At 71.1% G+C, this 24,285-nt stretch carries 21 protein-coding genes; 13 read left to right on the top strand and 8 right to left on the bottom strand.

Annotated features, from left to right (window positions below):
- Window positions 1–16: 16 nt before the first annotated feature.
- Complete coding sequence (locus tag R8F63_13295; GenBank protein MDW3219581.1) at window positions 17–2,359, bottom strand: MMPL family transporter; 2,343 nt, start codon at window positions 2,357–2,359, stop codon at window positions 17–19.
- 25 nt (window positions 2,360–2,384) lie between these two features.
- The gene (locus tag R8F63_13290; GenBank protein ID MDW3219580.1) at window positions 2,385–2,783 is read right to left on the bottom strand and encodes a hypothetical protein; all 399 of its coding nucleotides are present in this window, start codon (window positions 2,781–2,783) and stop codon (window positions 2,385–2,387) included.
- A 69-nt stretch (window positions 2,784–2,852) separates the two neighbouring features.
- On the opposite strand from R8F63_13290, the gene R8F63_13285 reads away from it, so the two are divergent.
- From R8F63_13285 to R8F63_13255, 7 genes are all read left to right on the top strand, one after another.
- A complete protein-coding gene (locus R8F63_13285; GenBank protein ID MDW3219579.1) occupies window positions 2,853–3,455 on the top strand; it encodes a TetR/AcrR family transcriptional regulator in 603 nt (200 codons plus the stop codon).
- Window positions 3,456–3,464: 9 nt separating this feature from the next.
- On the top strand, window positions 3,465–4,391 hold the full coding sequence (locus tag R8F63_13280) for a nucleoside hydrolase (protein MDW3219578.1): 927 nt from the start codon (window positions 3,465–3,467) through the stop codon (window positions 4,389–4,391).
- Between the two features lie 21 nt (window positions 4,392–4,412).
- A complete protein-coding gene (locus R8F63_13275; GenBank protein ID MDW3219577.1) occupies window positions 4,413–5,198 on the top strand; it encodes a sulfotransferase family 2 domain-containing protein in 786 nt (261 codons plus the stop codon).
- Between the two features lie 11 nt (window positions 5,199–5,209).
- Window positions 5,210–5,980, top strand: coding sequence for an SDR family NAD(P)-dependent oxidoreductase (locus R8F63_13270; GenBank protein ID MDW3219576.1), 771 nt, complete (start codon window positions 5,210–5,212; stop codon window positions 5,978–5,980).
- Window positions 5,981–6,157: 177 nt separating this feature from the next.
- Window positions 6,158–6,685, top strand: coding sequence for a sigma-70 family RNA polymerase sigma factor (locus R8F63_13265; protein MDW3219575.1), 528 nt, complete (start codon window positions 6,158–6,160; stop codon window positions 6,683–6,685).
- Entirely contained in the window at window positions 6,682–7,803 is a 1,122-nt protein-coding gene (locus tag R8F63_13260) for a hypothetical protein (GenBank protein ID MDW3219574.1), read from the top strand. The genes R8F63_13265 and R8F63_13260 overlap by 4 nt, the downstream gene beginning before the upstream one ends.
- A 73-nt stretch (window positions 7,804–7,876) precedes the next feature.
- Window positions 7,877–9,139 (top strand): hypothetical protein, encoded by a 1,263-nt coding sequence (locus R8F63_13255; protein MDW3219573.1) that lies wholly within the window; start codon window positions 7,877–7,879, stop codon window positions 9,137–9,139.
- 5 nt (window positions 9,140–9,144) lie between these two features.
- Here the strand turns inward: R8F63_13255 and R8F63_13250 are convergent, their stop codons facing one another.
- Genes R8F63_13250 through R8F63_13230 form a run of 5 tightly spaced genes read right to left on the bottom strand, consistent with a single transcriptional unit; the run spans window position 9,145 to window position 13,904 of the window.
- Window positions 9,145–9,975, bottom strand: a complete 831-nt coding sequence (locus tag R8F63_13250; GenBank protein ID MDW3219572.1) for a phytanoyl-CoA dioxygenase family protein — start codon at window positions 9,973–9,975, stop codon at window positions 9,145–9,147.
- Entirely contained in the window at window positions 9,972–10,388 is a 417-nt protein-coding gene (locus R8F63_13245; protein ID MDW3219571.1) for a hypothetical protein, read from the bottom strand. Before R8F63_13245 ends, R8F63_13250 begins: the two co-directional genes overlap by 4 nt.
- A 59-nt stretch (window positions 10,389–10,447) precedes the next feature.
- A complete protein-coding gene (locus R8F63_13240) occupies window positions 10,448–11,641 on the bottom strand; it encodes a zinc-binding dehydrogenase (GenBank protein ID MDW3219570.1) in 1,194 nt (397 codons plus the stop codon).
- Window positions 11,638–13,086 (bottom strand): MFS transporter, encoded by a 1,449-nt coding sequence (locus R8F63_13235; GenBank protein MDW3219569.1) that lies wholly within the window; start codon window positions 13,084–13,086, stop codon window positions 11,638–11,640. Before R8F63_13235 ends, R8F63_13240 begins: the two co-directional genes overlap by 4 nt.
- On the bottom strand, window positions 13,083–13,904 hold the full coding sequence (locus tag R8F63_13230; protein MDW3219568.1) for a hypothetical protein: 822 nt from the start codon (window positions 13,902–13,904) through the stop codon (window positions 13,083–13,085). Before R8F63_13230 ends, R8F63_13235 begins: the two co-directional genes overlap by 4 nt.
- Before the next feature lie 68 nt (window positions 13,905–13,972).
- On the opposite strand from R8F63_13230, the gene R8F63_13225 reads away from it, so the two are divergent.
- The 5 genes from R8F63_13225 (at window position 13,973) to R8F63_13205 (ending at window position 21,111) form a co-directional block, all read left to right on the top strand.
- Window positions 13,973–15,022 carry an LLM class F420-dependent oxidoreductase gene (locus R8F63_13225; protein ID MDW3219567.1) on the top strand — a complete coding sequence of 350 codons (1,050 nt, stop codon included), beginning with the start codon at window positions 13,973–13,975 and terminating at the stop codon, window positions 15,020–15,022.
- On the top strand, window positions 15,022–15,810 hold the full coding sequence (locus R8F63_13220) for an enoyl-CoA hydratase/isomerase family protein (protein MDW3219566.1): 789 nt from the start codon (window positions 15,022–15,024) through the stop codon (window positions 15,808–15,810). The genes R8F63_13225 and R8F63_13220 overlap by 1 nt, the downstream gene beginning before the upstream one ends.
- 2 nt (window positions 15,811–15,812) lie before the next feature.
- The gene (locus R8F63_13215; GenBank protein ID MDW3219565.1) at window positions 15,813–16,607 is read left to right on the top strand and encodes an enoyl-CoA hydratase-related protein; all 795 of its coding nucleotides are present in this window, start codon (window positions 15,813–15,815) and stop codon (window positions 16,605–16,607) included.
- Window positions 16,608–16,729: 122 nt separating this feature from the next.
- Entirely contained in the window at window positions 16,730–17,005 is a 276-nt protein-coding gene (locus R8F63_13210) for a WXG100 family type VII secretion target (GenBank protein MDW3219564.1), read from the top strand.
- A gap of 20 nt (window positions 17,006–17,025) precedes the next feature.
- Window positions 17,026–21,111, top strand: a complete 4,086-nt coding sequence (locus tag R8F63_13205) for an FtsK/SpoIIIE domain-containing protein (protein MDW3219563.1) — start codon at window positions 17,026–17,028, stop codon at window positions 21,109–21,111.
- Here the strand turns inward: R8F63_13205 and R8F63_13200 are convergent.
- On the bottom strand, window positions 21,096–22,079 hold the full coding sequence (locus tag R8F63_13200) for a Gfo/Idh/MocA family oxidoreductase (GenBank protein MDW3219562.1): 984 nt from the start codon (window positions 22,077–22,079) through the stop codon (window positions 21,096–21,098). The two genes, R8F63_13205 and R8F63_13200, sit on opposite strands and share 16 nt — an antisense overlap.
- Window positions 22,080–22,123: 44 nt before the next feature.
- Here R8F63_13200 and R8F63_13195 point away from each other — a divergent pair, with 44 nt between their 5' ends.
- Window positions 22,124–24,208, top strand: a complete 2,085-nt coding sequence (locus R8F63_13195; protein MDW3219561.1) for a prolyl oligopeptidase family serine peptidase — start codon at window positions 22,124–22,126, stop codon at window positions 24,206–24,208.
- The last annotated feature ends 77 nt before the right edge of the window (window positions 24,209–24,285 follow it).

Below are 24,285 nucleotides of genomic sequence, written 5' to 3'. Positions count from 1 at the left end.
CGCGGTCGCGTCGACGTCAGTCGTCGTCGCGGGGGAACGCCGCGAACAGCGGCTCGGTCTCCGGCTCGGTTTCCCGAAGGTCGAGATCGACGCGCGACGGCGACGGACGGGTCAGGTCGATCATCGCCTCGTCGTCACGCAGGTCGATGACGACGCCGGTGTCGCTGTCCGGGATACCCCAGCGATCGTGGAGGCGACGCAACGGCCCCGGCGCCCACCAGTTCCACTTCCCGGCGAGCGTCATCAGCGCGGGCACGACGGTGATGCGCACGAGGAACGCGTCGGTCACGACGGCGACTGCGAGGCCGAGGCCGAACATCTTCACGAAGGCGAGGCTCGAGGTGGCCGTCGCGAGGAAGGTCACCGTGAGCAACAGCGCGGCTGCGCTGATGATCGGGCCGGTGCGGTCGATGCCTTCGACGACCGAGTCCTGCGGGTGGCCCGACGCGTCGTACTCCTCCTTGATGCGCGACAGGAGGAACACCTCGTAGTCCATGCTCAGACCGAAGGCGATGCCGAAGATCAGTACGACGGTGCTCAGGTCCGTCGTGCCCGCCGCCGTCACGCCGAGGAAGCCGGCGCCCACACCCTCCTGGAACACGACCACGAGCATGCCGAACGTCGCGCCGAGGCTGAGGATGTTCAACACGATGGCCTTGAGCGGAACGAGCAGGCTTCCGAACGTCAGGAAGAGCAGGACGTAGGTGGAGCCGAAGAGCAGCGCAGCGGCGAGTGGGAGGTTGTCGAGGATCGCAGCCTTGGTGTCGACGAACGACGCGGCACCACCGCCGACCAACGTCTCCGCGAACGGCGTGTCGAGAGTGCGCAGGTCGGTGACGAGCCGCTCGCCTGCCGCACTGATCGGGTCGACCGAGGGCACGATGTTGAACCAGGTGGCGTCCTCGCTCTCGCGCAGGAACCGATCCCGCGCGCCGTCGTCGGCCGGGACCACGGCCGCGCCGGCGGTGAACGACCCGGTGGCGCTGTCGACGCGGGTCACGCCGGGAAGCTGACTCACCGCGAGCGCGTGCGCGGTGACGGCGGCGTTGTCGACGTTGCCGAGGGCGAGCATCGGGATGGCGTTGGCCTCGGAGGAGTCGAACTGGTTGAGGATCTGCTCGGTGGTGCGACGGATGGCGTCGTCGGCGGGCAGCGTGCGATGGTCGGCCTCGCCCCACTCGACGAGGGCGAACGGCGCGGCGAGGGCGACCAGGATCGCGGTGCCGCCGAGGAGGTAGCGCCACGGGTGGTCGACCACGAGGTCGGCCCGCTCCCGCCAGATCGAGATGACGTGGCGCTTGCGGGGCCGTCGACGCACGGTGAGCGACTCGATGCGGTCGCCGAGCAGGCTGAGCGCGGCGGGCACGGCGATGAGCGACATCAGCAGGGCGAATGCCACGACGCCGATGCCGGCATAGGCGAACGAGCGCAGGAAGTAGATCGGGAAGATCAGCAGGGCGCTCAGCGACACGGCGACGGTCAGGCCACTGAAGGCGACGGTGCGACCTGCCGTGCGGACGGTGCGTCGGACCGCGGTGTCGACCGTGTAGCCGGCCGCGCGTTCCTCCCGGAAGCGGCTCACGACGAGCAGCGAGTAGTCGATCGCGAGCCCGAGTCCGAGTGTCGTCACGAGATTGATCGCGAAGATCGAGACGTCGGTGAACGCGGTGATCAGGTAGAGCACGAGCAGGGCGCCCAGGAGGGTGGCGATGCCGACGAGGGCGGGAACGAGCGCCGCCACGACCGTGCGGAAGACGACCATCAGCAGGAGGAGGGTGAGTGGAATCGCGATCAGCTCGGCGCGGGTGAGGTCACTCTCGGCGATCGAGCCGATGTGTTCGAAGACGGCGTCTCGGCCGGCGATCCGAATGGCGAGCGGTCCCCGTTGGACCCGGGCGTAGTCCTCCACCAGCCGGATCGACAGCTCCTCGCGCGCGGGGTCGTTCTCGTCACCGGGAAGCCGCAGGAGGAGCAGGGCCGACCGCTCGTCGATCGACCGCAGCGCCGGGTCGCCGGTCGACCAGTAGGACACGACGTCGTCGGTACCGTCGATCGCGGCGATCTCCTCGGTGAACGCGAGCCCGGCGTCGCGCATGACCGCCCGGTCGACGACCCCGGAGTTCGGGGTGCCGACGTTGGTCTCCATCAGGAAGACGAGATCCGGGAAGCCGGTGTCGAAGATCCGGTCGAGTTCGGCGCGCGCGGCGACGGAGTCGGCGTCGGGGTCGTCGAAGCCGCTCCCCGCGAGCCGGTCGATCACCCCCGGACCGAGCATCGCGGCGATGACGAGGACGATCGTCGTCAGGGTCAGAGCGACGCCGCGACGACGCACCGCGAAGTTGCCGAGCCGCGTGAACACGTCCTCGTTCTATCACGGGGAGTGGTTACACGGCCACAGGATCCGATTCGGTCAACAGCGAGTGGATCGCCGGCCAGTCCCTCGGGATCCGGTCGCCACGACGGACTCCGGTCCGGGCTTCGACGAGTCGGAACCGGCCCCGCAGCCTCCGCATCACGTCGCGGTGCGCGCCGGCGCCGACGAACGCGGTCAGATGACGCCGACTCTCGAACACGGCGAAGGTCGAGAACTGCAGTCGGAGCAGTGAGGCGAGCAGCCCGTGGTGGATCACGCCGTCGGCGGCTCGGAGTTGGCGCCGCACGGCGGGAACCGTGCGGAGAAAGGCGAGCGCGGTGATCGGATTGCGCACCGTGAGACGGGTCACGACGACGACATAGTCGCGTTCGGGTTCGATGGTGCCGGGGGTTTCGGTGAGAGCGGGCATGTCGTAAGTTAACAACTGTACATGTACGGATGTCAACCCATGATTCTCGGACCGGATACGCTCATCGCCGTGACCGATCGACCGCGACCACGGAACCCGAAGGGGAAGGGCGCCCGGTTGCGGGTCGACCTGCTCGACGCGGCGGCCGATCTGCTCGCCGAGGAGGGCGACGTGGTGTCGCTGCGGGCCATCGCAGCCCGCGCCGGCGTCAGTCCCACGGCGGTCTACCGCCACTTCGACGACCATCTGGAGCTGCTGAGAGCCGCCGTCGTCCACTGCTGGGACGAATTCGAGCGGGCGCTCGTCGACGCGGGTGCGTCCTCCGACGATCCGTTCGTCGCGTTCCGAGCCGCAGGCACCGCCTACATCGACTTCGCGTCGCGTCAGCCGGGCAAGTACCGGGTGCTCTTCTCCAACAAGATCGATCTCGGGGTGGACCGCACGGCCGGCACGTCGGCGTTCGACTATCTCGTCGTGATGGTCGCCGCCATGCTCGACGCCAACGGCGATCGGCGCGACGCCCGCTTCGTCGCTGCCCAGGTCCACACCTGGATCCACGGCATGGTCGACCTTCTCGGGCGTCACCCCGACGAGGACTGGCCGACGATGGACGAGCTTCTCGACGAACTCGCCCTCCGGCTCGGGCTCACCCCCACAGGCCTCGCGTCCTAGGCTCGCCCGATGCGTCGCTTCCTGATCGATACCGACACCGCCTCCGATGACGCCGTCGCGCTGGTGATGGCATTGCGTCATCCGGATGTGCAGGTCGAAGCCATCACCGTGTCCTGCGGCAACGTCGGGCTGGACCAGGCCGTGCAGAACGCGCTCTACACGGTCGAGTTCTGCGGTGCCGACGTGCCCGTCCACGCAGGCGCCCAGCGGCCGATGATGCGCACGTTGGAGACCGCGCAGTATGTGCACGGCGCCGACGGGATGGGTGACTGTGGCCTGCCGTTGTCCGGTCGCACGCCGGCGGAGGGGCGGGGATGCGACGTCCTCGTCGACACCATCCTCGGTGCGCCGGGTGAGATCACGCTCGTGACCCTCGGCCCCCTCACCAACGTCGCCCTCGCGGTCATGCGTGCACCCGAGATCGTGGACGCCGTCGACCGCGTCGTCGTCATGGGCGGCACCGGCGTGAACGGGCCGGGCAACGTCTCGGCGATGGCGGAGTACAACTTCTGGGCCGACCCCGAGGCGGCGCAGATCGTCGCGCGCTCCGGTCTGCCGCTCGAGCTGGTCGGGTGGGACATCTCGATCGCGTCGGCGGTCGTCACCGCCGAGCGTCACGAGGCGATGAAGGCGCTCGGCACGCCGATGGGTGACTTCGCGGTCAAGATCGCCCGCGTCGTCCGGGAGTTCGCCATGTCGAACGGGCTGGAGGGCGACGACCTTCCCGACCCGATCGCGATGGCGCACGCCATCGATCCCAGCCGCTCCGAGATGCGTCGGCTCTGGGTCGATGTGATGGTCGGCGACGGACCCCAGCGCGGCGTGATGGACGTCGATCAGCTCGGAATCACGGATGCGGAGCCGAACATCGACATCGTGAGCCACTATCCGAGCGAGCACTTCTTCGAGCTGCTGTTCGGACTTCTGGCCGATTGAGGCCTGTGCCACACTGCTCGGATGACCCGCCAGATCTTCTACACCCACGTGATGAAGACCGGCGGAACGTCGATCGGGCGGGTGCTGCAGTCGTGTTTCACGGCGACGGAGGTGTTCCCGAGGGACGAAGGGGAACAGACGATGGTGGCGTCGAAGACGTTCAGCCACGTTCTGCGGGAGCTCGGCGCGGACGAGCGCGCCGCCCTGCGATTGATCAGCGTTCACCAACCGGCGTGGGTCGCATTCGCGGTCGCCCCGGATGCGTTCAAGCTCACGGTCCTGCGCGAGCCGGTGGCTCGCACGATCTCCCACCTCCGACAGGTGCGCCACGCGCCGGACACGCCCGACGACATCGAGGAGATCTACGCCGACGAGGGATGGCGGAGCCGGCTCACGAACTACCAGACGCAGCTCTTCGCGGACACCGAAGCTCGGGAGCTTGCGGCGGCGGGGGCCGTCGACGTCGAGGCGATGGACGAGTCCGGGCGCGCCCAGCTCGCCGCTGACCTCTCGAAGTTCTGGCGGACGGGCATCTCCCGGCCGATGACGGTCGGCCCCGCGGAGCTCGACGCCGCCAAGGCCACGCTGGCTCGCTACGACTGCGTCGGTGTCACGTCGGATCTGCCTGCGGTGGTGCAACGGGTCGCCGCACGGACGGGCCTCGAGTTGCGCGCGGTGCCGCACGCCAACGTCGGTGACCCCGCGAGTGCGGTCCCGCCCGCGCTGATCGAGCAGATCAACGCGGACACCGAGTACGACCGACGTCTCTACGAGCACGCCGTCGAGCTCGCCGGGGCAACCGGCTAGCGTCGCCGCCCATGGACGCTGATCAGCTCTCGACTTTTCACGACTTCACCGGGCAGACCGCCATCGTCACGGGCGGCACCCGTGGCATCGGTCGGGCGGTCGCGGAGGGGCTGGCCGCCGGCGGCGCCGATGTCGTCGTCGCGAGCCGCAAGGCCGACGCCTGCGCCGAGACGCAGGCCCACCTGGAGTCGATGGGTGCGCAGGCGCTGGGGATCGCGCTCAACATGGGTGACGCCGATGGCGCCGAGCGGCTGGTGGCGGCAACGGTCGAGCGGTTCGGTGGTGTCGACATCGTGATCAACAACGCGGCGAACGCCCTCGCCGCGCCGATCGGCGAGCAGACCGATGCGACCTGGCAGAAGTCCTTCGAGGTGAACCTGCGGGGACCGGCCCTGCTGATCCAGGCGGCCGTGCCCCACCTGGAGGCCGCCGAACACGCTTCGGTGGTCAACGTGATCAGTGTCGGCGCGTTCCAGTTCGCCCGCGGCGTCTCGATGTACGCGGCGATGAAGGCGGCGTTGCTCTCGGTGACCCGCTCGTTCGCCGGCGAGCTCGCGGGCAAGGGGATTCGGGTGAACGCCCTGGCACCCGGGCCCGTCGACACCGACATGACCCGGAACCTCGGTGAAGGGGCCCCGGAGGCGATGGGAGCCGGCACCCTGCTCGGCCGTCCGGCCCAGCCCGACGAGATGGTCGGCCCCGCCCTGTTCCTCGCCGGCCGCGGTGCGTCCTACGTGACCGGCCAGGTCCTCGTCGCCGACGGCGGCATGCACCCCCACTGAGAAAGTACGGGGGTCTGACCCCCTGTACTTTCTCGTTGGTTTTCCTGACCTGGCGCCGATGGAGGCGGGCGTTCAGGAAATTTCTGTGCGTGGCCAAACAAAACCGATGGCTCGCACGTGAGATGCGTGGGAGGCGTCGGCGATGCACGGCAGCAACAGCAGGCAGAGAGGTAGGGCATGGCCCGACACTTCGACGACTTCTTCCGGGACTCCTATGACCAGACGGTCCGGGGCCTGGAGCTCGACGGCACCCGAACCGACGATGCCCACGACGCCGCCCAGGAGGCGTACGTCCGGGCCTATGCGCGGTGGTGGCGGGTCGGGCACTACCGGGAACCGGCCGCATGGGTGCGGCGCGTGGCGGTCAACGTCGTGCGCGATCAGCACCGCCAGCGGACGACCCGGGAGAACGCGTTGCCGAAGCTCGTGTCCGAGCCCATGACGGTCCCGGCCGTCGCCGACATCGCGAGCGTCGACGGACTCGACGACGCCCTCGATCTCCTGCCCCCGCAGCAGCGGAGAGCTGTCGATCTCTACTACGGCGACGGGTTCAGCACCGAGGAAGCCGCGAACCGCATGGGCATCTCGCCCGGCGCGTTCCGTTTCCATCTGAGCCGAGCCCGTCGATCCCTCAAGCCACGCATGGCCGAAAAGCTCGGCCGTCAGGAACCGGCGGTCTCCGGCCGCAAGGAAGCAGCGCGATGAACCCCCACACCGATGAGATCCTCGAGGGCCTCCGGCCCCGCATGAAGGCCGCCCGAGTCGGTCACGTTCGTCGCATGATCGCCTGCCTGGCGATGGTGCCGGTCCTCGGCCTCGGCGCGGTCGCGATGGCCGCCGACGGGGGGGACCAGCCCGCGACCGAGACCGCCCACGACGGCGGCGACGAGGCCGACGCGCCGGACGTCGAGCTGCCGGACATCGGCGATGCCGACGGCGACGTCCAGGACGCCCCGGAGGCCGACGAGGCCGACGGAGACGACGGTGACGGCAACGACGACGGCGATGCCGGCGACGAGCCCGTCGCCGAGGAGCGGACGAAGGTGCTGAGCCTCGGTCCTCTCGGAGAGGCCGAGGTCGCCGTCGACGAAGGCGGCTTCGAACTGCTCCACACGGACCTCGTGGCCGGCTGGGAGATCCACTCGATCGACGTGACCGACGACGGCATCCGCATCGTGATCACGAAGGGCGACGTCATCAAGATCATCGAGATCTACGAGGGTGTGCGCGACGAGATCCAGGTCGACGTCAACGACCTCGTGATCCCGACGACGACCACCACGACCACCACGACGACCACGACCGTCAAGTACGAGGAGCCGGATCCCGTCGTCGACCGCTTCGAGGTGGTCGTCGACGGCCGGGGCAGCTTCATCGTCGAGCGCGAAGGCGAGACGCTCTGGGTCGGCAACGTCTCCCCGAACGAGGGCTACGACTACGACATCATCAAGGGTGAGGGCTGGAAGGTCTACGTCGGCTTCACCAACGGTGAATGGATCTGGTACGGCAAGGCGCTCATCAACGACTTCGGTGAGGTCGAGCTCCACTTCTGGGACGAGGAGCCGCCCTTCGAGCCGGTCTACCAGTGGGTCGAGGTGCCCGAGGTGGGTGCCGTGAAGTTCAAGCTCTGGAGCGACGGCCTCGTCTACGTCAAGGAGTGGGAGCTCGCCGAGGGCTACGGCTTCTGGGACTACAACCAGGGCAACCCCGCCGAGGTCGCCAAGATCGACTTCGAGGGTGATGGCTCGCTCTGGATCGTGGAGGCCTGGGGCAACGACGACGGCGGCCTCAGCTGGGAGATCAGCGACCAGTCGCCGGAGTGATCGATCCGGCCCACCCGCAACGGGTGGGCCGGGTGTCATTCCCGGGGTGCGGGCCGCCGGTAGTGTCGGGGCCGTGCGACCGGCGGTGCTGCTTCTCTCCGTCGCCCTCCTGGCGGCGGCCTGCGCCGACTCCGGCGACGATCCGTCCGCCGGGGATCCGGTCGACTCGACGACCACCTCGACCGTGACGTCGGCCCCGTCGACGACCGCGGTGACCACGACCACGGTCGAAGCGGCGCCGGAGACCGGCTGTCCCGCCGTCGCGGCGGTCGGTCGGGCCGACGTCGACGGCGACGGCGAACACGAGGACCTGCTGCTCGCCGAACGCGAGGGCGGCCAGGCCCTCTGGATCTGTGGGAACGAACGGGCGCGATCCCTCGAGCTCGAATACGCGGTCTGGTACGTGGCCGTCGTCGACGTGGAGCCCGACGGGGTGGACGACGTCTTCCTCGGTGCGGCGGCCCACGAGGACGCACCCGGGATCGTGAGCACGCAGCTCTATCGGATCGACACTGCCGGCGATGGCCTCACGGCGGAGACCGAAGGCCTGAGCGGTGTGTGGCTCGGCCCCAGCACCGGCGTGAGCTGTCTCGATCTCGACGGCGACGGTGCCCGCGAACTCGTGGAGCTTATCTCAGGGGTGGACGACGACGCCGTGCCGGGCACCTTCTCGTGCGGCGACGCGGTCGTCGATGTCCTCCGCATCCGCCCGCCGGCCGCGATCTGCGAGACCGGCTCCCGCTTCTCGTCGGAGGCCCTCCCGATCGACCTCGACCGCGACGGGATCGACGATCTCGCCCGCCAGCGTGACGCGAACGGAGCGGAGGTCCTCCGCGGGTTCGAGTTCGGTGGGCCGGCGGTGGCGGTGTGCCTCGCGTCCGGCATCACCGACGAGGTGCTGGTCGGTGGGATGGGGGAGGTCTTCGGCGTCGGCGAGGGCCCCGCCGACACCCCGGTCGTGTGGACCGGTGGTACTTCGGTGGGCGCCGCCTACAGCGATCCGATGGTGTGGCAGGACGATCGCCTGGTCTTCGTGCACACGGCCGACGGCGGCGTGCTGACGTTGCGCGACGGCTACGAGGGAACGGGCCCGTTGGAGGGTGATTGGGGAGCGTCGGGCTGCGGTGATGTCGACGGTGATGGCACCGAGGAGTTCGTGCAGGCGGTCGTGCGGCTGGTCGACGATGAGCTCGCGTGGACGCGCCGGACGTGGCACCTCGACGGCGCGACGGCCATCGAGGCCGCGGGCAGTGGGGGTGCGATGCCGATGCCGGACGGGTTCGACATCGCCCAGGCGGCGGCGGAAGCGCAGTCGCTGGTGCCGGACGACTGCTGACGTCGCTAGGGCCAGGCTCGCGGGAATGCGGGTGGGCCCAGCGGGTCGCCGTCCTTCATGGGCTCGTGGTGCGGCTTCGGGGTGAGCGCCCGCCGCCGAAACGTCACACCGGCGCCGCAGTAGCGGATCGAGATCGCGCGTCGACGCAGGGTCGTCGATCGGTTCGGCCCCGCGCCGTGGAGGGTGCGGGCGTGGTGCACGATCACGTCGCCGGGCTCGGCGTCGATCCACACGATGTCGGCGTCGCCAGGATCGGTGTGGAAGTCCGGCACGTCCTCGCCGGCGGCTCCCGGAATGGCATCACGGGTGACGAACAGGTTCGGTCGCCAGTCCCGCTCGTCGAGATGGCTGCCCCGCACGTAGCCCATGCCGCCGGTGTCGCGCGTGACGACATCGAGCGGGATCCAGGTGGTGCACACCTGCTCACCGTCGACCGAGAAGTACGGATGGTCCTGATGGAACACCGTCGGCTCGAGCGTGCCCGGTTCCTTCGCGAGGACGGAGTCCTCGTAAAGGTGCAGCGTCGGCGTCTCGAGCAGGGACGCGATGGCGGCCGGGAGCGCGGAGTCGGTGGCGAAGGCGAGCATCTCGGCGTCGTGGCGCCAGTGGTCCACCCCGCTGCGGAATCGCCCCTGCCCGGCCGTCGGCGTCGTGCCGCCCAGCGCGGCGCCGAGCTCGGTCATGTCGGTCGTCGTGTCAGGATCGGCGAGCGCCCGTTCGACCGGCGCAGCCATCGACTCGACGAGCGCGATCGGCAGCACGCCCCGCAGGGCGACGACGCCATCGGTCGCGTAGCGGTGCCGGTCGGTGTCGCTGACCACCGGCGCCGCGCTCACTCTTCTTCGGCGGCGGGTGCCTCGGCGGCAGCGTCCTCGTTGGCAGGAGCCTCGGCCGCGGCTTCCTCGGTCGGGGCGCCCTCGTCGACCTCGTCCGGCTCGTCGGCGGGGGGTTCCTCGGCCGGGGCTTCTTCACCCTTGGGTGCCTTCTCGGGTTCCTCGCCGTCGCGCAGCCGCTTCCACGCGTCCGCGGCTTCCCGGTAGGCCGCCTCGGCTTCGGCCTTCTCCTCGGCCGATCCGCGCTCGGACACCTTCTTGACGACCGCGGCGGCCTCGTCCTTCGCCCGCTCGGCCTTCTTGATCCGCTTCTCGCGCTGGTTGCGCTCGCGATCGGCGTCGACGTACTCGTTGTACAGGGTCAGCGCAGCGGTGGTCTCGTCGTCGAGCTTCGGTGCGGAGTCGGTGTCGGGCATCGGACCATTCTGGCGGGTGCGGGCCGCGGACACGACCTCACGTCCACTTCCCCGCGCCACTACTCCTCCGGGAGGCCTCGCCGCTTCTCGTCCCGCAGGTCGAAGGCGATCTTCACGCCGCCCCGCGGACCGGCGCTCGCCGCGTGTTCCAACGCCTCGCGATAGCGGTCCAGCGGATAGGTCGCGGAGAGCATCTTGTCGAACGGCACCTTGCCCGCCAGCTCGAACGCCAGCTCGAAGCTCGTCGCGGTGCGGCCGTCCTTCGTGGTCTCCGTGCCGTACGTGTAGGTGCCGACCAGCTCGGTCTCGCGGTGCCAGAGCGCCGTGAGGTCGACGTTCACCACGCCGGGCATGCCGAGCATGACGACGCGGCCCCGGGGCCGACACAGGCCGATCGCCTGGGCGATCGACTCCTCGGAGCCGACGGCATCGATCACGATGTCGGCCCCGCCGGACAGGCGGGTGCCGATCATGAACGAGTTGGTCGCCCGGCGCACGGCCCGGTCCAACTCGCCGGGCGCGGTGACGACGTCCGCGCCGAACTCCTCCGCCAGCGACCGCTGCACCGGGTACTTGGCGCCGATCATGATCGAGCCGGGGTCGGTGAAGTGGCGCAGCGCCGCCACCGTGACGAGGCCCATCGGGCCGGCACCGATGACGGCCACGGTGTCGCCATCGCTCACCGCGGCGCGCAGTGCGGCGTGGATGCCGCCGGCGACGGGTTCGAGGGTGACGGCGAGCTCGTCGCTCATCCACTCGGGCACGTCGTGGAGCTGGCTCTCGTGGGCCACGAACTCCGTGGACCAACCGCCGCCCGTGCTCTCGCAGAATCCGGTCTGGATGCCCGGCTCGAGATGGCCGCACGTGAGATGGCGGTAGTCGTTGCCGTCGGCCGGGGCTGCGCCCTCGAAGGGGAGCGGGAAACCGCGGGCGGCGTGACCGAGCACCGGCTCGATGACGACCCGGCGTCCACCGGCCATGTCGCCGACGATCTCGTGGCCGGGAACGAACGGAAAGGACACGAAGTCCTCGAAGTAGCGCGAGGCATGACCGTCGATGGTCGACAGATCACTCCCGCAGATGCCGGTGAGCCGGGGCCACACGCGGTGCCAGCCCTCGTCAGGCAGGTCCGGCGGATCGTCGTCGACGAGATCGAGCGGCCCGACGGATGCACCCGCGCCGGGTCGGAATCGCGACGCGACCATCGCCGCGGCGTAGCGGCCTTCCTTGCGGCTGAAGCGGAGCGCCTTCACGGGGCGGAGGCTACCCCCTGGCCCCGATGGCGCACGAGGTGAACCGCGCTGAGCAGCGACGTGGCGACCAGCACGGCCATCGCGGCGATGGCGATGGCGAAGCCGTCGCCGATGGACTCGAGGATCTCCCGGCTGACGATGACGTCGTCATCGGAGAGCAGGTCCCGCACCACCTCGACGTCGCCGACCCGAGCGTCGACGACCGCGAGCGTGACCGCGCCGACGATCGCGATCCCGAAGGTGATGGCGAGGGTGCGTAGGAACTGGTGGGCGCCGGTCAGCCGCCCCATCTCGTCCTCGCGGGTGCGTGACTGGAGGAGTGCCGCGCCGGTCGAGGTGACCATGCCGACCCCGGCGCCGAGCCAGAAGAAGACGGCGTAGATCAGCCCGAGCGGCGCCTCGAGATGGATCATGAGCGCGGTGGCGATGGCGGCGGGCGACGCGATGACCGCGCCGAGCAGCGACACCCACTCCGCGGCGAACCGGTCCTGCAGCCGGCTGGAGATCCACGCGCTGGTCGACCAGCCGATCGTCAGGAACAACACGCTGAAGGCGGCGGCCGAGTTGCTCTGGCCGCGCACGGTGCGGAGGTAGAGCGGGAGGAGGGAGTTGGCCCCGACGCCGCCGGCGAGGACGGCCATCGACGTGAGGTGAACGGTGCGGTAGCGGGCGTCGAGCAGGTGGGGGATGCGCACGACCGGGTGGGCCGTGCGGCGGCTCCGGCGGACATAGAGCGGCACGGTCACGACGATCACGACGAGGGCGACGGCGATCACCACGGGCTGATACGACGCCAGCGCGAGCGCGGCCGTCGTGATCGCGGCGATGAGGGCGATGCCGCGGCCGTCGAATCGCTGTCGGGTGGCGTCCGCGTGGCGGTCGGGGATCCGGTGCCAGCCGGCGATGGCCGCGACGGCCGTCACGGGCACGTTGACGAGGAAGATGCCCCGCCAACCAACGGTGGAGACGAGGATCGCGGCGATGGCCGGGCCGGCCACGCCCATGACGCCCCAGATCGCGGACGTGAGGGCGAAGGCCCGCGGCCGCAACGCCTCGGGGATCGCCAGACCGATGGTGGCGACGCCGACGGTCATGATCGCGCCGGCGAAGACGCCCTGGATGGCGCGGCCGGCGACGAGCATCGGCATCGTCGGCGCCGCGGCCACGAGGATCGACGTCGCGACGAACCCGACCGTGGCGGCGCGGAACGTGCGACGGGCGCCGAGACCGTCGACGATCGGCCCCGCCGCGAGGACGGCGACGGCGGAGGTCAGCAGCTCGACCGTGATGACGAAGGGCAGCAGCGAGATGTCGCCGAGGTCGTCACCGATGTCGGGCAGGGCCGCGGCCACCGAGAGGTTGTTGTACGACGCGATGCCGATCGTCGCCATCAGCGCGAGCACGACGGGCCGCCGGCCGTCGGCGAGCAACCGCTGGGGCGTCATCCGTTGCGGGCGTCGAAGTCGGCGAGCAGCAGCTCGGGGCGGTCCGTGAAGTCGCGACCCGAACCCTTCCGCCGGATCGCGAGCGGCGCATGGGCCGGTTGGAACGCGTGACAGATGCCGGACATCATCTCGAGCAACGGCTCGGCCGTTTCCATCTCGTCCAGGTCACCGAGGCGACCCCGGCTGATGTCGCACGCTCGGCGCAGGGCGACGGCCGCCTCGGCCACCTCGGCTTCGAGGTGGGTGTCCGCCCACGGGATGAACCCCGACCACAGTGGTGCCTCCCGCCATTCGTCCGGCGCCAGCACCTCGCGGTCGCGGAGGTGCCAGTCGAGCACGAGCGTGCCGTCGCGCCACAGGCGGGCATGACGTTCGGCTGTGTCGGGATCGGGGTCGTCGATCGCCATGTCGTACTGGCGGTCGCCGTCCACCCCGCGGGCCGCGTGGGTGACCACGAGTCCGGCCAGGTCGAACATGTGGGTGCAGTTCTGCTTGGCGTCGAGCCCGCCGAGGGCCAGCGGCCCGACCACCAGCGGCCGGCCGACGACCGCCTGCAACGGTTCGCCGGCCGACAGACACATCGTCCACGGCGAGCGCACGCCGGATCCGTCGACGGCCGTCACCGCGCGGCCGTCGTGCTCGATCGCCACGCGGAAGTGATGGAAATCGTCCTCCAACTCGCCCGACGCCCGCCGCTCGTCGAGGCGCACCACGATGCGCCGCCGGTAGACGCCGGTGCCGTACTCGCGTTCGGACGCGCGCGGGGTCTCGTCGGCTCGATCGAACTCGGCGCGGGTTGCGCGCGGTGGCGGGATCACGTCGGCAACCTACCGGCCGCTGCCCCCGACATCTGACGTTTCGGCGGCCGTCTCGTAACCTCCGGCCCATGAAGCTCGGCTACGGACTCGACCTCTATCGCGCGGCGAAGCTGGACGTCCCGATCGACACGATCAAGCTCATCGAGGACCTCGGCTACCACTCCGTGTGGACGGCCGAGGCCTACGGCTGTGACGCGATGACGCCCCTCGCTTACATCGCCGCGCACACGAACCGGATCAAGCTCGCGACCGGCATCGTGCAGATCGCGGCCCGCACCCCGGCGGCCACCGCGATGCAGGCGATGACCATCGACGCCCTGGCCGGCGGCGGGCGCGTGATCGTGGGGCTCGGTGTGTCCGGTCCCCAGATCGTCGAGGGCTGGTACGGCGTGCCCTGGGGTTCGCCGGTGAAGCGGCTCCGTGACTATGTCGCCATCATGCGCAAGGTGATCGCGCGGGAGGAGCCGGTCACCCACGACGGCGCCGAGATCTCGCTTCCCTACGAGGGGCCGGGCGCGCTCGGCCAGGGCAAGGCGCTGAAGTCGATCCTGCATCCGGCCGGGCCGATCGAGATCTGGATCGCGGCCGGTGCGCCACTCAACACCGCGCTGGCGGCCGAGGTGTGCGACGGCTGGCTGCCGATGGGCTACGGCCAGGACGGCTGGCAGGTCCACGGGCCGCAACTCGAGAAGGGGTGGGCCCGGCGCGGGGGCCGGCCCGACGACTTCGACATCATGGGCGGCATCACGATCGAGATCACCGACGACGTCCAGTCCGCGATCGACGCGAAGAAGCCCCTCACCGGCATGTACGTCGGGGGGATGGGCAGCGAGTCCAAGAACTTCCACAAGGAGGCGATGGCCCGGCGTGGGTTCCCCGAGGAGGCCCAGCGGATCCAGGACCTGTGGCTCGCGGGCAAGAAGGACGAGGCGATCGCCGCCGTACCCGACGAATACATCGATGCCGGTTCCCTGTTCGGCACGCCGGATCGCATCCGCAGCCGCTGGGCGGAGGTGATCCCGGAGGGCGTCACCGGGCTCACGGTGCGAACGGAGACCCACGAGGGTCTCGAGCTCGCCGCCGAGTTGGCCGGCACGCGCGACACGGGAGGGGAGTGATGGCCGAGCAACTGGTGACCGTCGAGGAGGCTGCCCCCTTCGTCCGCTACGTCACCCTCAACCGCCCGGAGAAGCGCAACGCGATCTCCACCCCGATGCGGGCCCAGCTGTTCGACATCCTCCACGCCCACGACAACGACGACGACGTCCGGGTGTCCATCATCCGCGGGGCCGGCGTGTGCTTCTCGTCCGGCTACGACCTCCGCAGTCCGCTGATGGACGATCCGCCGTACCCGTCGGCGCCCGGCGACGGGCAGTGGGCCCGGCAGGCGACCGACGGATGGTTCCGGATCTGGGACCTCGCCAAGCCCGTCCTCGCCCAGGTGCACGGCTACGCGATGGCCGGAGCGACCGAGCTCGCGTCGGCCTGTGATCTCGTCTACGTCGCCGACGACGCGCAGATCTCGTACCCGGTCGTGCGGGTCGCGTCGCCGCCGGATTGGCAGTACCACGAGCCACTGATGGGCATGCGCCACGCCATGGAGACGATGCTCACCGGCGACGGCATGGACGGCATCGAGGCGATGCGGCGGGGCTGGGCGAACCGCTCGTATCCGCCGGATCAGCTCGAGGCGGAGGTGCTGGCGGTCGCGGAACGCATCGCGGGGGTCGCCCCCGACCTCTCGCAGATCGTGAAGCGGATGGTCCATCGCCAGTTCGACGTCGAGGGAGGCCGCGCCGCCATGCGCGCCGGCCAGGAGTTCCAGGCGCTGGCCGGCCATCAGGCGTCGGTGCAGGCGTTCAAGGCCGACCCCCTGGCCGCCATGAAGAAGACCGTGCAGGAGTGACCATGACCGAGAACCCGCATCCGAACGTGACGGTCGCCATCCGGGACGGCGTCGGCACGATCACCGTCGATCGGCCCGAACGCATGAACGCATGCACGGGCGCGATGTTCGATGCGTTGCACCGGGCCGCGATCATCATGCGCAACGCCGCCCCCCGCGTCGTCGTCGTCCGGGGCGGCGGCGATCACTTCTGCTCGGGGGCCGATGTGAGCGGCGAGAGCGCGGACGGCATCGAGGGCGTCGACCACGGGCTGCACAACATGCGCCGGATCGGCGACGCGGTCATCGCCCTCCACGACCTGCCCATGCCGACGATCGCCGCGGTCGACGGGGTGTGCGTGGGCGCCGGCTTCGGTCTGGCCCTGTCCGCCGACCTGATGGTGTGCACCGATCGGGCCCGCTTCGCGCTGATCTTCGCGCGGCGCGGGCTGTCGCTGGACTTCGGCACGTCCTATCTCCTTCCCCAGCGCGTCGGCCTGCACCGGGCGAAGGAGATGGCGCTCACGGCCAACGAGTTCGACGCCGCCGCGGCGGCCGAGATCGGCTTCGTGAACCGGGTCGTGCCCGCCGGGGAGCTCGATGCGGCCGTCGACGACTATGTCGAGCGGATCGTGGCCGGTCCGCCGCTCGCCCTGTCGATGTCCAAGCGGCTGCTCGACAATGCCGCGCACTCGTCACTCGCCCAGTCCGTCGAAGCGGAGGGGTTGGCGCAGAACGTGAACTTCACCACGGCCGACGTCGCCGAGGCCGGCCGGGCCTTCCTCGAGAAGCGCCCAGCCGCATTCCGCGGCCAGTAAAGAGTCGCCCGTCTTTGAATGCTTTTCAGTGAATCTCTTGCTTTTCCGCGCGTCACCTGTCAGAGTCAACATCATGAAATGCAGTCACAAGGCGTGACAGCGTGCGATGAGGAGGACGAGAAATGGCAGGCGACATGTTGGTGATGAGCAAGTCCCAGATGGAGCAGCTCGCGGCGACGTTCGGGCATCAGAGCCAGGCGGTACAGGACGTCATCCGGGCGATCCAGGGCGGGCTCGACGGCACCACCTGGCAGGGCAACCGGGCCGACCGGTTCCGCCAGCTCTGGGACAGCGAGTTCCGCCCGAGCCTGATGAACCTCGTGGAGGCGCTCGGTGAGCACTCCACCTTCATCGGACGGGAACTCCAGGCCGGCGTCACCGCCCTCGACACGGTCTGAGAACGCGACGGGGGGCGGCAATGCGTGTCGTTCATCGCGGTCTGCGCGGCGAACGGATCCTCGATCTCGACATCGACGATCCGGCCCGCACCGTGGGCGACCTGCTGAACGCATTGGGTTCCCCGCTCCCCGTCGCTGCGCCCGCCGCCGTCATCGACGGTCACGAGGTGGCGTTGCATCTCCCCCTACGCGACGTCACGATCTGCGAAGGCAGCGTGATCGAGACGGCCCTCCGCTCGACGGCGGGCGCCGCCACCGCCACCACCAGTGCCGGGGCCCGGATGCTCGCCGTGAGTGGCGGCATCCGGGCCGGCGGCGCGATTGCGCTCACCCGGGCCACGACGATCGGCCGGTCGCCGGGCGCGGACGTGGTCCTCGACGACCCCGGCCTCGAGGCCCGGCACCTGCGCATCGCCGGCGGGACGCTCTGCGACCTGCACTCGCGCAACGGCACCGCGATCGAGGGTCACCCGGTGGCGGGACCCACGCCGGTCACTCCCGATGCCTCGATCCGCGCCGGCACCAGCCGTTTCGTGCTGCGCGAGCCGGTGCGCGACCGGCCCGTCGCCATCGAGGCCGGCCTCGGGGCCCGCGGGGGCACGATTCCGTTCAATCGTCCGCCCCGTCTCGCCCCGCCCACCGACCCCACCGCGTGCTCCCTGCCGGAGCCGGCGCCCGAGGCCCCGCCGACCGAGCCGTTGTCGGTCGCCGGCATCGTCCTGCCGGTCCTCGCGGGCGCGGTCGTGGCGGTCCTGTTCTCGCCCTTCATGGCGATCTTCGCCGCCCTCGGCCCGGTGCTGACCGTCGGTACGTGGTGGGAGCGGCGACGTCGCGCCCGCCGGGCGCACCGGCTCGCGATGCGGGCCTTCGGCGACACCCTGATCGCCCTCGAGCAGCGGCTGCCCGCGCTCCGCCTGGCGGAGACCGCCCGCCGCCGCACGCTGCATCCCGAGCCGGCGGAGGTCGTGCGTCGCGCGTGCGATCTCTCGGTGCGGCTCTGGGAACGGCGACGCGACGATCCGGACGCGTTCCGGGTCGGGCTGGGAGTCGACGACGAGCGCTTCCGGCCGGCGTCGTCGACCCCGGACGCAGCCGGCCCGGTGGTCGCCGCCGAGGCGAATGCGCTCGTTCGCGCCCTGCCGGCGATGGCCGACGTGCCGGTGGAGGTCGACCTGCGGGCCGGCCGCATCGTCGGTCTCGTCGGGGGCCGCGCGGCGCGCTCGGCCGTGGCCCGCTCCCTCGTCGTGCAGATGTGTGTGCACCACGGTCCGGCCGACCTGTCGGTCGCCGTGGCCGCCGACGACCGGCCCGCCTGGTCCTGGACCACCTGGCTGCCCCATCTCGCCGACGCCGCGACCGGTCGGCGCGGCGCGGGCCTGCTCCACACGGACGACGCCCGGGATGCGGCGGCGCTGCTCGCCGCCCTCGGCGAACGGCGCATGCTCGCGGTCCTCGACGGCGACGACCCGTTCCAGGGGCGGTCCACGGCGGGCCGGGCGCTGTTGCTCCACGAGTCGGCCGCCGCCCTCGTGTTGGTGGGCGACGCCCATCGCCTGCCGGCGGGGTGCGACCGGATCGTGCATGTCGACGACCTCGGGTGGCTCGAGATCGTCGACCCGCGGCACGCCGGTGACGGTCGCCCCGCCCTCGCCTGGGGCATGCCGGAGGACGTCGCGGCCACCGCGGCACGCCGGCTGGCCCGGCTCGACGATCCGGAGTTGCCGCTCGCCGGCGCCGCGCTCCCGGGGTCGGTGTCGCTTCTGCATCTCCTGGAGGTCGACGGCGACGGTCCGGGCGAGATCGAGGGCCGGTGGCGGCGCACGGACGGCACCGCCGACCTGGCCGTCCCCCTCGGCGCCGACGGTGAGGGGCCGATCGTTCTCGACCTCGTCGCCGACGGACCGCACGTGCTCGTCGGCGGCACGACCGGATCGGGGAAGTCCGAACTGTTGCGCTCGCTGGTGGCGGGCGTCGCCGCCTCGGCGGATCCGGACCATGTGGCCATGGTGCTGATCGACTACAAGGGCGGTGCGGCCTTCGACTGCTGCGCGGACCTGCCCCACATCGCCGGGCTCGTGACGGATCTCGACGCGACCCTGGCCGCCCGGGCGTTGCAGTGTCTCGAAGCGGAGCTGCACCATCGTGAAGAACGGCTCCGTGCCGCCGGCGCCGAGGACCTCCCGGCGTTCCGCTCTGCCGCGGTCGGCGGCGACCCGTTGCCCCGCCTCCTCGTGGTGGTCGACGAGTTCGCCTCGATGGCCGCCGACCTACCGGACTTCGTCGCCGCCCTCGTCGGTATCGCCCAGCGAGGGCGCAGCCTCGGGGTCCACCTCGTGCTGGCGACCCAACGGCCGGCCGGCGTGATCACCGACGACATCCGGGCGAACACCGCGTGTCGGATCGCACTGCGCGTCACCGACCGCAACGACTCCATCGACGTGATCGACGCGCCGGACGCGGCGTCGATTCCGCGGGGCCGGCCCGGGCGAGCGCTCGCCCGCCTCGGCCCCGGCGAGCTGGTGGCGTTCCAGTCCGCCCTCGCCACGGGGCACACGGCGGGACGGTCCGGCATCACGGTGCACGCCGGGGGAGCGGCGGACCCGATCCCGCGAGGCCCGACCGACCTGGAGCGCCTGGTTCGCGCCATCCAGGGAGCTCATCGCCGGCGGGGCGGTCGGGTTCCCCGGTCGCCGTGGCCGCCGCCGTTGCCCGAGCACGTCCTTCGCGCCGAGCTGGCGCCGACGTTCGACGCGGCGCTCGACGACTGGCTCCTCGTCGACGAACCCGATCGCCAACGGCGGCGGCTCGACGGCTGGCGGCCCGCCGATGGTCACCTCGTCGTGGTCGGCGGTCCGGGGTGCGGGGCGACGACCACGCTCGCCACCGCCGCCCTCGCCGCGTCGCGCGCCGGCGGCCACCATCTGCACCTGGTCGACATGGCCGGCGGTGACCTCGCGCCGCTCGCGGCCCTCCCGGCGGCCGGCACCCACGCCGGTCCCACCGACGACGAGCGTCGCCAACGCCTCGTGCGGTGGCTCGACGACGAGGTCGGCCGCCGTCGAGCCAGGCCGGGCGGCGCGTCACCCGACCTCCTCGTGGTCATCGATGACTTCGGCGGCCTCGCCCGGGCCCACGACCCGGTGCGCGACGCCGCCATCCACGACCGGGTCGCCCGGATCTGGGCCGACGGCCCGGCGGTCGGGGTGGTGGTCGCCACATCCCTTCGGCGCTCGGCCGATCTCCCCCCGGCGCTCGTCGCCACGGCGGGCACCGTGCTGCTCCACCGCAGTGCCGATGCGGGCGATGGTCTGCGCTTCGGCATCGTCGAATCCCTCGCCGACCTGCCGCCGGGGCGGGCGGTGCGGGTGGGCGACGGTCGCCACGTCCAGGTGGTGATGGACGATCACACGATCGAGCAGGCGGTGGCGGCCCACGCCGGTCCGCCGCCGGTCGACGTCCCCCACGAAGTCGGCGAGCTGGCCTCCGCTATCCCGTTCGATCCGGCAACGACGGCCGTCACTCGCACCGGCGACACGACGACGATCACCGTGGCGATCCGGGACCGGGACCTCCAGCCCCATCCGCTCACGCTGCACCGAGGTCAGCACGCGTTGGTCGTCGGGGGTTCGCGTACCGGCCGGACCAACATGCTCGCGGCGATGGCCCGCGCCGGCGGGGACGACGTCATCGTGGTCGGCGATGGCGATCTCGTCCGCCGCAGCGGGGTCGTCCCCACGACGCCCGCGGCCCTGGACTCCGCCATCCAGGGCCGCGGTGCCGTACTCCTCCTCGTCGATGACGCGACCGAGGTCGACGACCCGACCGGCGCCCTCGCCCGGCTCGCCGCCGCGTCGTCGCCGGGAGTCCACATCGTGGCTGCCGTGCGCACCGACCGGCTGCGGTCCGCCTACGGCCACTGGGTCACGGAGATCCGCTCGTCACGCGTCGGCCTGCTCCTGCGGCCGGATCCGATCGACGGCGATCTGCTCGGCGCGCAGCTTCCCGCCCGGCTCGCGCTCCGGCCCACGCCGGGGCGGGCGGTCGCGGTCGTGGACGGCGAGATCGAGGTCGTCCAGGTGTTCGACGCCGCTCAGTCGGCCGGGTAGACCACACCGAGCTGGGCCCGCAGGGCGTCGAAGTGCGTCGTCATCGCCCGGCTCGTCCCCAACGGCATCCGCGGGCTCTCGCGCTCGCCGGCTCGTAGACAGCGGTGGACCTCGATGGCCTGGTAGTGCAGTCCGGGCGGGTCGTGATGCACGGTCTCCTCGTCGAACCCCTGCTTCAGGACGAAGTGGTCGGGCGCGTGGGCGGGGAGGGGGAACTCGACCACACCCTCGGAGCCCTCGACCCGCGCCGTCATGGTGCCGGGCACCCGTACGCCGGCCGTGAGCGCGGCCGACGCGCCGTTCTCCCACCCGCACACCACGCTGATCGCGTCGTCCACGCCGGTGTCGGCGAGGTGTCCGGCGGCGGTCGCCGTGGCGGGCTCCCCCAGGATCCACCAGGCGAGCGTGAACGGGTAGATGCCGACGTCGAGGAGCGCGCCGCCGCCCTTGGTCGGGTCGAGCAGTCGCATCTCGGGGTCGTAGGGCACGTTGAACGAGAAGTCGGCGAGGACGCGGCGGACCTCGCCGATGGCGCCCTCGTGGATCCGGGCGACCGCGTCGACGGACGCCGGATTGAAACGCATCCACATCGCCTCCATGAGGAAACGATCGTTGGCCGTGGCCGCGGCGATCATCTCGTCGACCTCGCGGGTGTTGAGCGCGATCGGCTTCTCGACGAGCACGTGCTTGCCCGCCTCGAGGAACATCACGGTCTGCGGGCAGTGCACCGGGTGGATGCCGCCGACGTAGACGACATCGACCTCGGGGTCCGCGGCCAGTGCTTCGTAGCTGCCGTGGGCCCGGCCGATGGCGTGTTCCGCGGCGAACGCATCGGCGCTCGCCTGGCTCCGTGAGGCCACCGCGACGATCTCGCCCTCGCCGGCGCGGGGGAAGTCCGTCGCGAACGACGTCACGATGTTGCCGGTGCCGGCGAGACCCCATCGGATCGGTCCCGTCAGTGGTTCCATGGATGCTCCCTGCACGTCGGCGTCTCAGCGGCCACGATACGCAGATGTCAGAGACGCACACGTTCCCGCGCCGACAGGCCGTCACCCGCCGGTTCACGCTCGGTCTGCCCCGCGATTTCCGCGTGTCCGACGACGGCGGTCGCGTCCTGTTCCTGCGTTCGACCGGTCCCGAGGATTCGATCAACTCGCTCTGGGAGTACGACGTGGCCGCGGGGGCCGAGCGCCTCGTCGTGGACGCATCCACCCTCGGCGGAGCGGATGCGGACCTGCCGCCCGAGGAACGCGCCCGCCGCGAACGAGCACGCGAGTCCGGCGGCGGGATCGTCGCCTTCGACGCGACGGCCGACCTCGCAACGGCGACGTTCGCCATCGGCGGCCAGCTCGCGATCGTCGATGTCGAGCGCGGGTCCGTCGCGATGCCCGACACGGCGAGTGTCTTCGACCCGCGTCTCTCGTCGGACGGCTCGAGCGTCGCGTACGTGAGCGGGTCCGAGCTGCGCGCCGTGGTCGATGGTGTCGACCGGCGGGTGATCTCGGACGACGATCCGCATGTCAGCTGGGGCGCGGCGGAGTTCATCGCGGGTGAGGAGATGGGTCGGACCCGCGGATTCTGGTGGGCCCCCGACGGCGAGCGCCTGCTCGTCGAACGGGTCGATGTCAGCCCGGTCGACCGATGGTGGATCGCGTCCCCGGTCACGCCCCGCGTGGCGCCCACGCCGGTCCGCTACCCGGGGGCGGGCACCGCCAACGCGACGGTGGGCCTCGCGATCGTCGGCCTCGACGGGTCCCGTCAGGACATCGACTGGGCGGCCGGCGGGTGGGAATACCTCGCCGACGCATCCTGGGACGACGACGGCATCCGGCTCACGGTGCAGAGCCGGGATCAGCGCCGGCTCGCCGTGCTCGCGGTCGACCTGACGGACGGGAGCGTCGTCGAGCGCCATCGGGTGGAGGATGAACACTGGGTCGAGCTGATCCCCGGCACGCCCGCCCTCCACGACGGGCGTCTCGTCACCGTGGAGGACCGGGGCGCGGCACGACGCCTGTGCATCGACGGCACCACCGTCACCGGCGACGGCGTGCAGGTGCGACGCGTGGTGGCGACGAGCGACGACGGCATCGTGATCGCCGCGTCACGCGAGCCGACCACCGTGCAGCTCGCCCGCGTCGACTGGACCGGTGCCCTCGAGTGGCTGACCGACGACGCCGGCGTCCACTCGGCGGTCGTCGGCGGCGCGACGCGTGTCGAGGTCAGCCGCAGCCTCGGGATCGACGGGCCCCGCATCACCGTCCGTTCGCCCGGCCGGGACCCCGGTTCGATCGCCGAACACGGCGAACGGCCCGACGTCGCGCTCAACATGAAGCTGCTGCGGCTGGGCGAACGGGAGCTCGCGTCCGCCCTCTTGCTGCCCAATGGCGTGGCCGACGACGCCCGGCTCCCGGTGCTCCTCGATCCCTACGGCGGACCCCATGCCCAGCGGGTGCAACAGTCCCGCTCGCTGTTCCACGCGTCCCAGTGGTTCGCGGACCAGGGCTTCGCCGTGCTCGTCACCGACGGTCGGGGAACGCCTGGACGCGGCCCGGCATTCGAGCGCGAGGTCCGTGGCGACCTTGCCAACCCGGTGCTCGAGGATCAGATCGACGCGCTCCACGCCGCCGCGGCGCTGGAGCCGCGGCTGGATCTCGACCGGGTGGCCATGCGGGGCTGGTCCTTCGGCGGCTACCTGTCCGCTCTCGCGGTGCTGGAGCGACCCGACGTGTTCCACGCGGCGATCGCCGGAGCCCCCGTGACCGATTGGCGGCTCTATGACACCCACTACACCGAGCGCTATCTCGGCCACCCCGACTCCGAGCCCGAGAACTACGAGCGCAGCGGTCTCGCGGGTGCGGTCGCTCGCCTCGACCCGGACGTCGTCCTGCCGCCCTTGATGCTGATCCACGGTCTCGCCGACGACAATGTCGTCGCGGCCCACACGCTCTCGCTGTCGCGGGCACTGCTCGAAGCCGGCCGGCCCCACACCGTCCTGCCGCTCAGCGGCGTCACCCACATGACGCCGCAGGAGGAGGTGGCGGAGAACCTCCTGCTGGTGCAGCTGCACTTCCTCCAGGAAGCTCTCGGTCTCGACTGACCGATCCGGGGGACCGCCGCTCGCTCACCTCTTGACCCCGGCGGCGACGTGGCGCACCATGTGTCATCCGCCACACG

The sequence above is a fragment of the Acidimicrobiales bacterium genome (genome assembly GCA_033344915.1).
Taxonomy (GTDB): domain Bacteria; phylum Actinomycetota; class Acidimicrobiia; order Acidimicrobiales; family Aldehydirespiratoraceae; genus JAJRXC01.
The sequence above is the reverse complement of the archived record's forward strand: the minus strand, read 5'-3'. Positions and strand labels throughout refer to the sequence as shown.

What these genes read in the sequence shown, in the direction of transcription:
- R8F63_13290 (MDW3219580.1), bottom strand. Translation starts at nt 2,783, where the DNA reads ATGCCCGCTCTCACCGAAACCCCCGGCACCATCGAACCCGAACGCGAC.
- R8F63_13280 (MDW3219578.1), top strand. Translation starts at nt 3,465, where the DNA reads ATGCGTCGCTTCCTGATCGATACCGACACCGCCTCCGATGACGCCGTC.
- R8F63_13275 (MDW3219577.1), top strand. Translation starts at nt 4,413, where the DNA reads ATGACCCGCCAGATCTTCTACACCCACGTGATGAAGACCGGCGGAACG.
- R8F63_13270 (MDW3219576.1), top strand. Translation starts at nt 5,210, where the DNA reads ATGGACGCTGATCAGCTCTCGACTTTTCACGACTTCACCGGGCAGACC.
- R8F63_13265 (MDW3219575.1), top strand. Translation starts at nt 6,158, where the DNA reads ATGGCCCGACACTTCGACGACTTCTTCCGGGACTCCTATGACCAGACG.
- R8F63_13260 (MDW3219574.1), top strand. Translation starts at nt 6,682, where the DNA reads ATGAACCCCCACACCGATGAGATCCTCGAGGGCCTCCGGCCCCGCATG.
- R8F63_13245 (MDW3219571.1), bottom strand. Translation starts at nt 10,388, where the DNA reads ATGCCCGACACCGACTCCGCACCGAAGCTCGACGACGAGACCACCGCT.
- R8F63_13235 (MDW3219569.1), bottom strand. Translation starts at nt 13,086, where the DNA reads ATGACGCCCCAGCGGTTGCTCGCCGACGGCCGGCGGCCCGTCGTGCTC.
- R8F63_13225 (MDW3219567.1), top strand. Translation starts at nt 13,973, where the DNA reads ATGAAGCTCGGCTACGGACTCGACCTCTATCGCGCGGCGAAGCTGGAC.
- R8F63_13220 (MDW3219566.1), top strand. Translation starts at nt 15,022, where the DNA reads ATGGCCGAGCAACTGGTGACCGTCGAGGAGGCTGCCCCCTTCGTCCGC.
- R8F63_13215 (MDW3219565.1), top strand. Translation starts at nt 15,813, where the DNA reads ATGACCGAGAACCCGCATCCGAACGTGACGGTCGCCATCCGGGACGGC.
- R8F63_13210 (MDW3219564.1), top strand. Translation starts at nt 16,730, where the DNA reads ATGGCAGGCGACATGTTGGTGATGAGCAAGTCCCAGATGGAGCAGCTC.
- R8F63_13205 (MDW3219563.1), top strand. Translation starts at nt 17,026, where the DNA reads ATGCGTGTCGTTCATCGCGGTCTGCGCGGCGAACGGATCCTCGATCTC.
- R8F63_13200 (MDW3219562.1), bottom strand. Translation starts at nt 22,079, where the DNA reads ATGGAACCACTGACGGGACCGATCCGATGGGGTCTCGCCGGCACCGGC.
- R8F63_13195 (MDW3219561.1), top strand. Translation starts at nt 22,124, where the DNA reads ATGTCAGAGACGCACACGTTCCCGCGCCGACAGGCCGTCACCCGCCGG.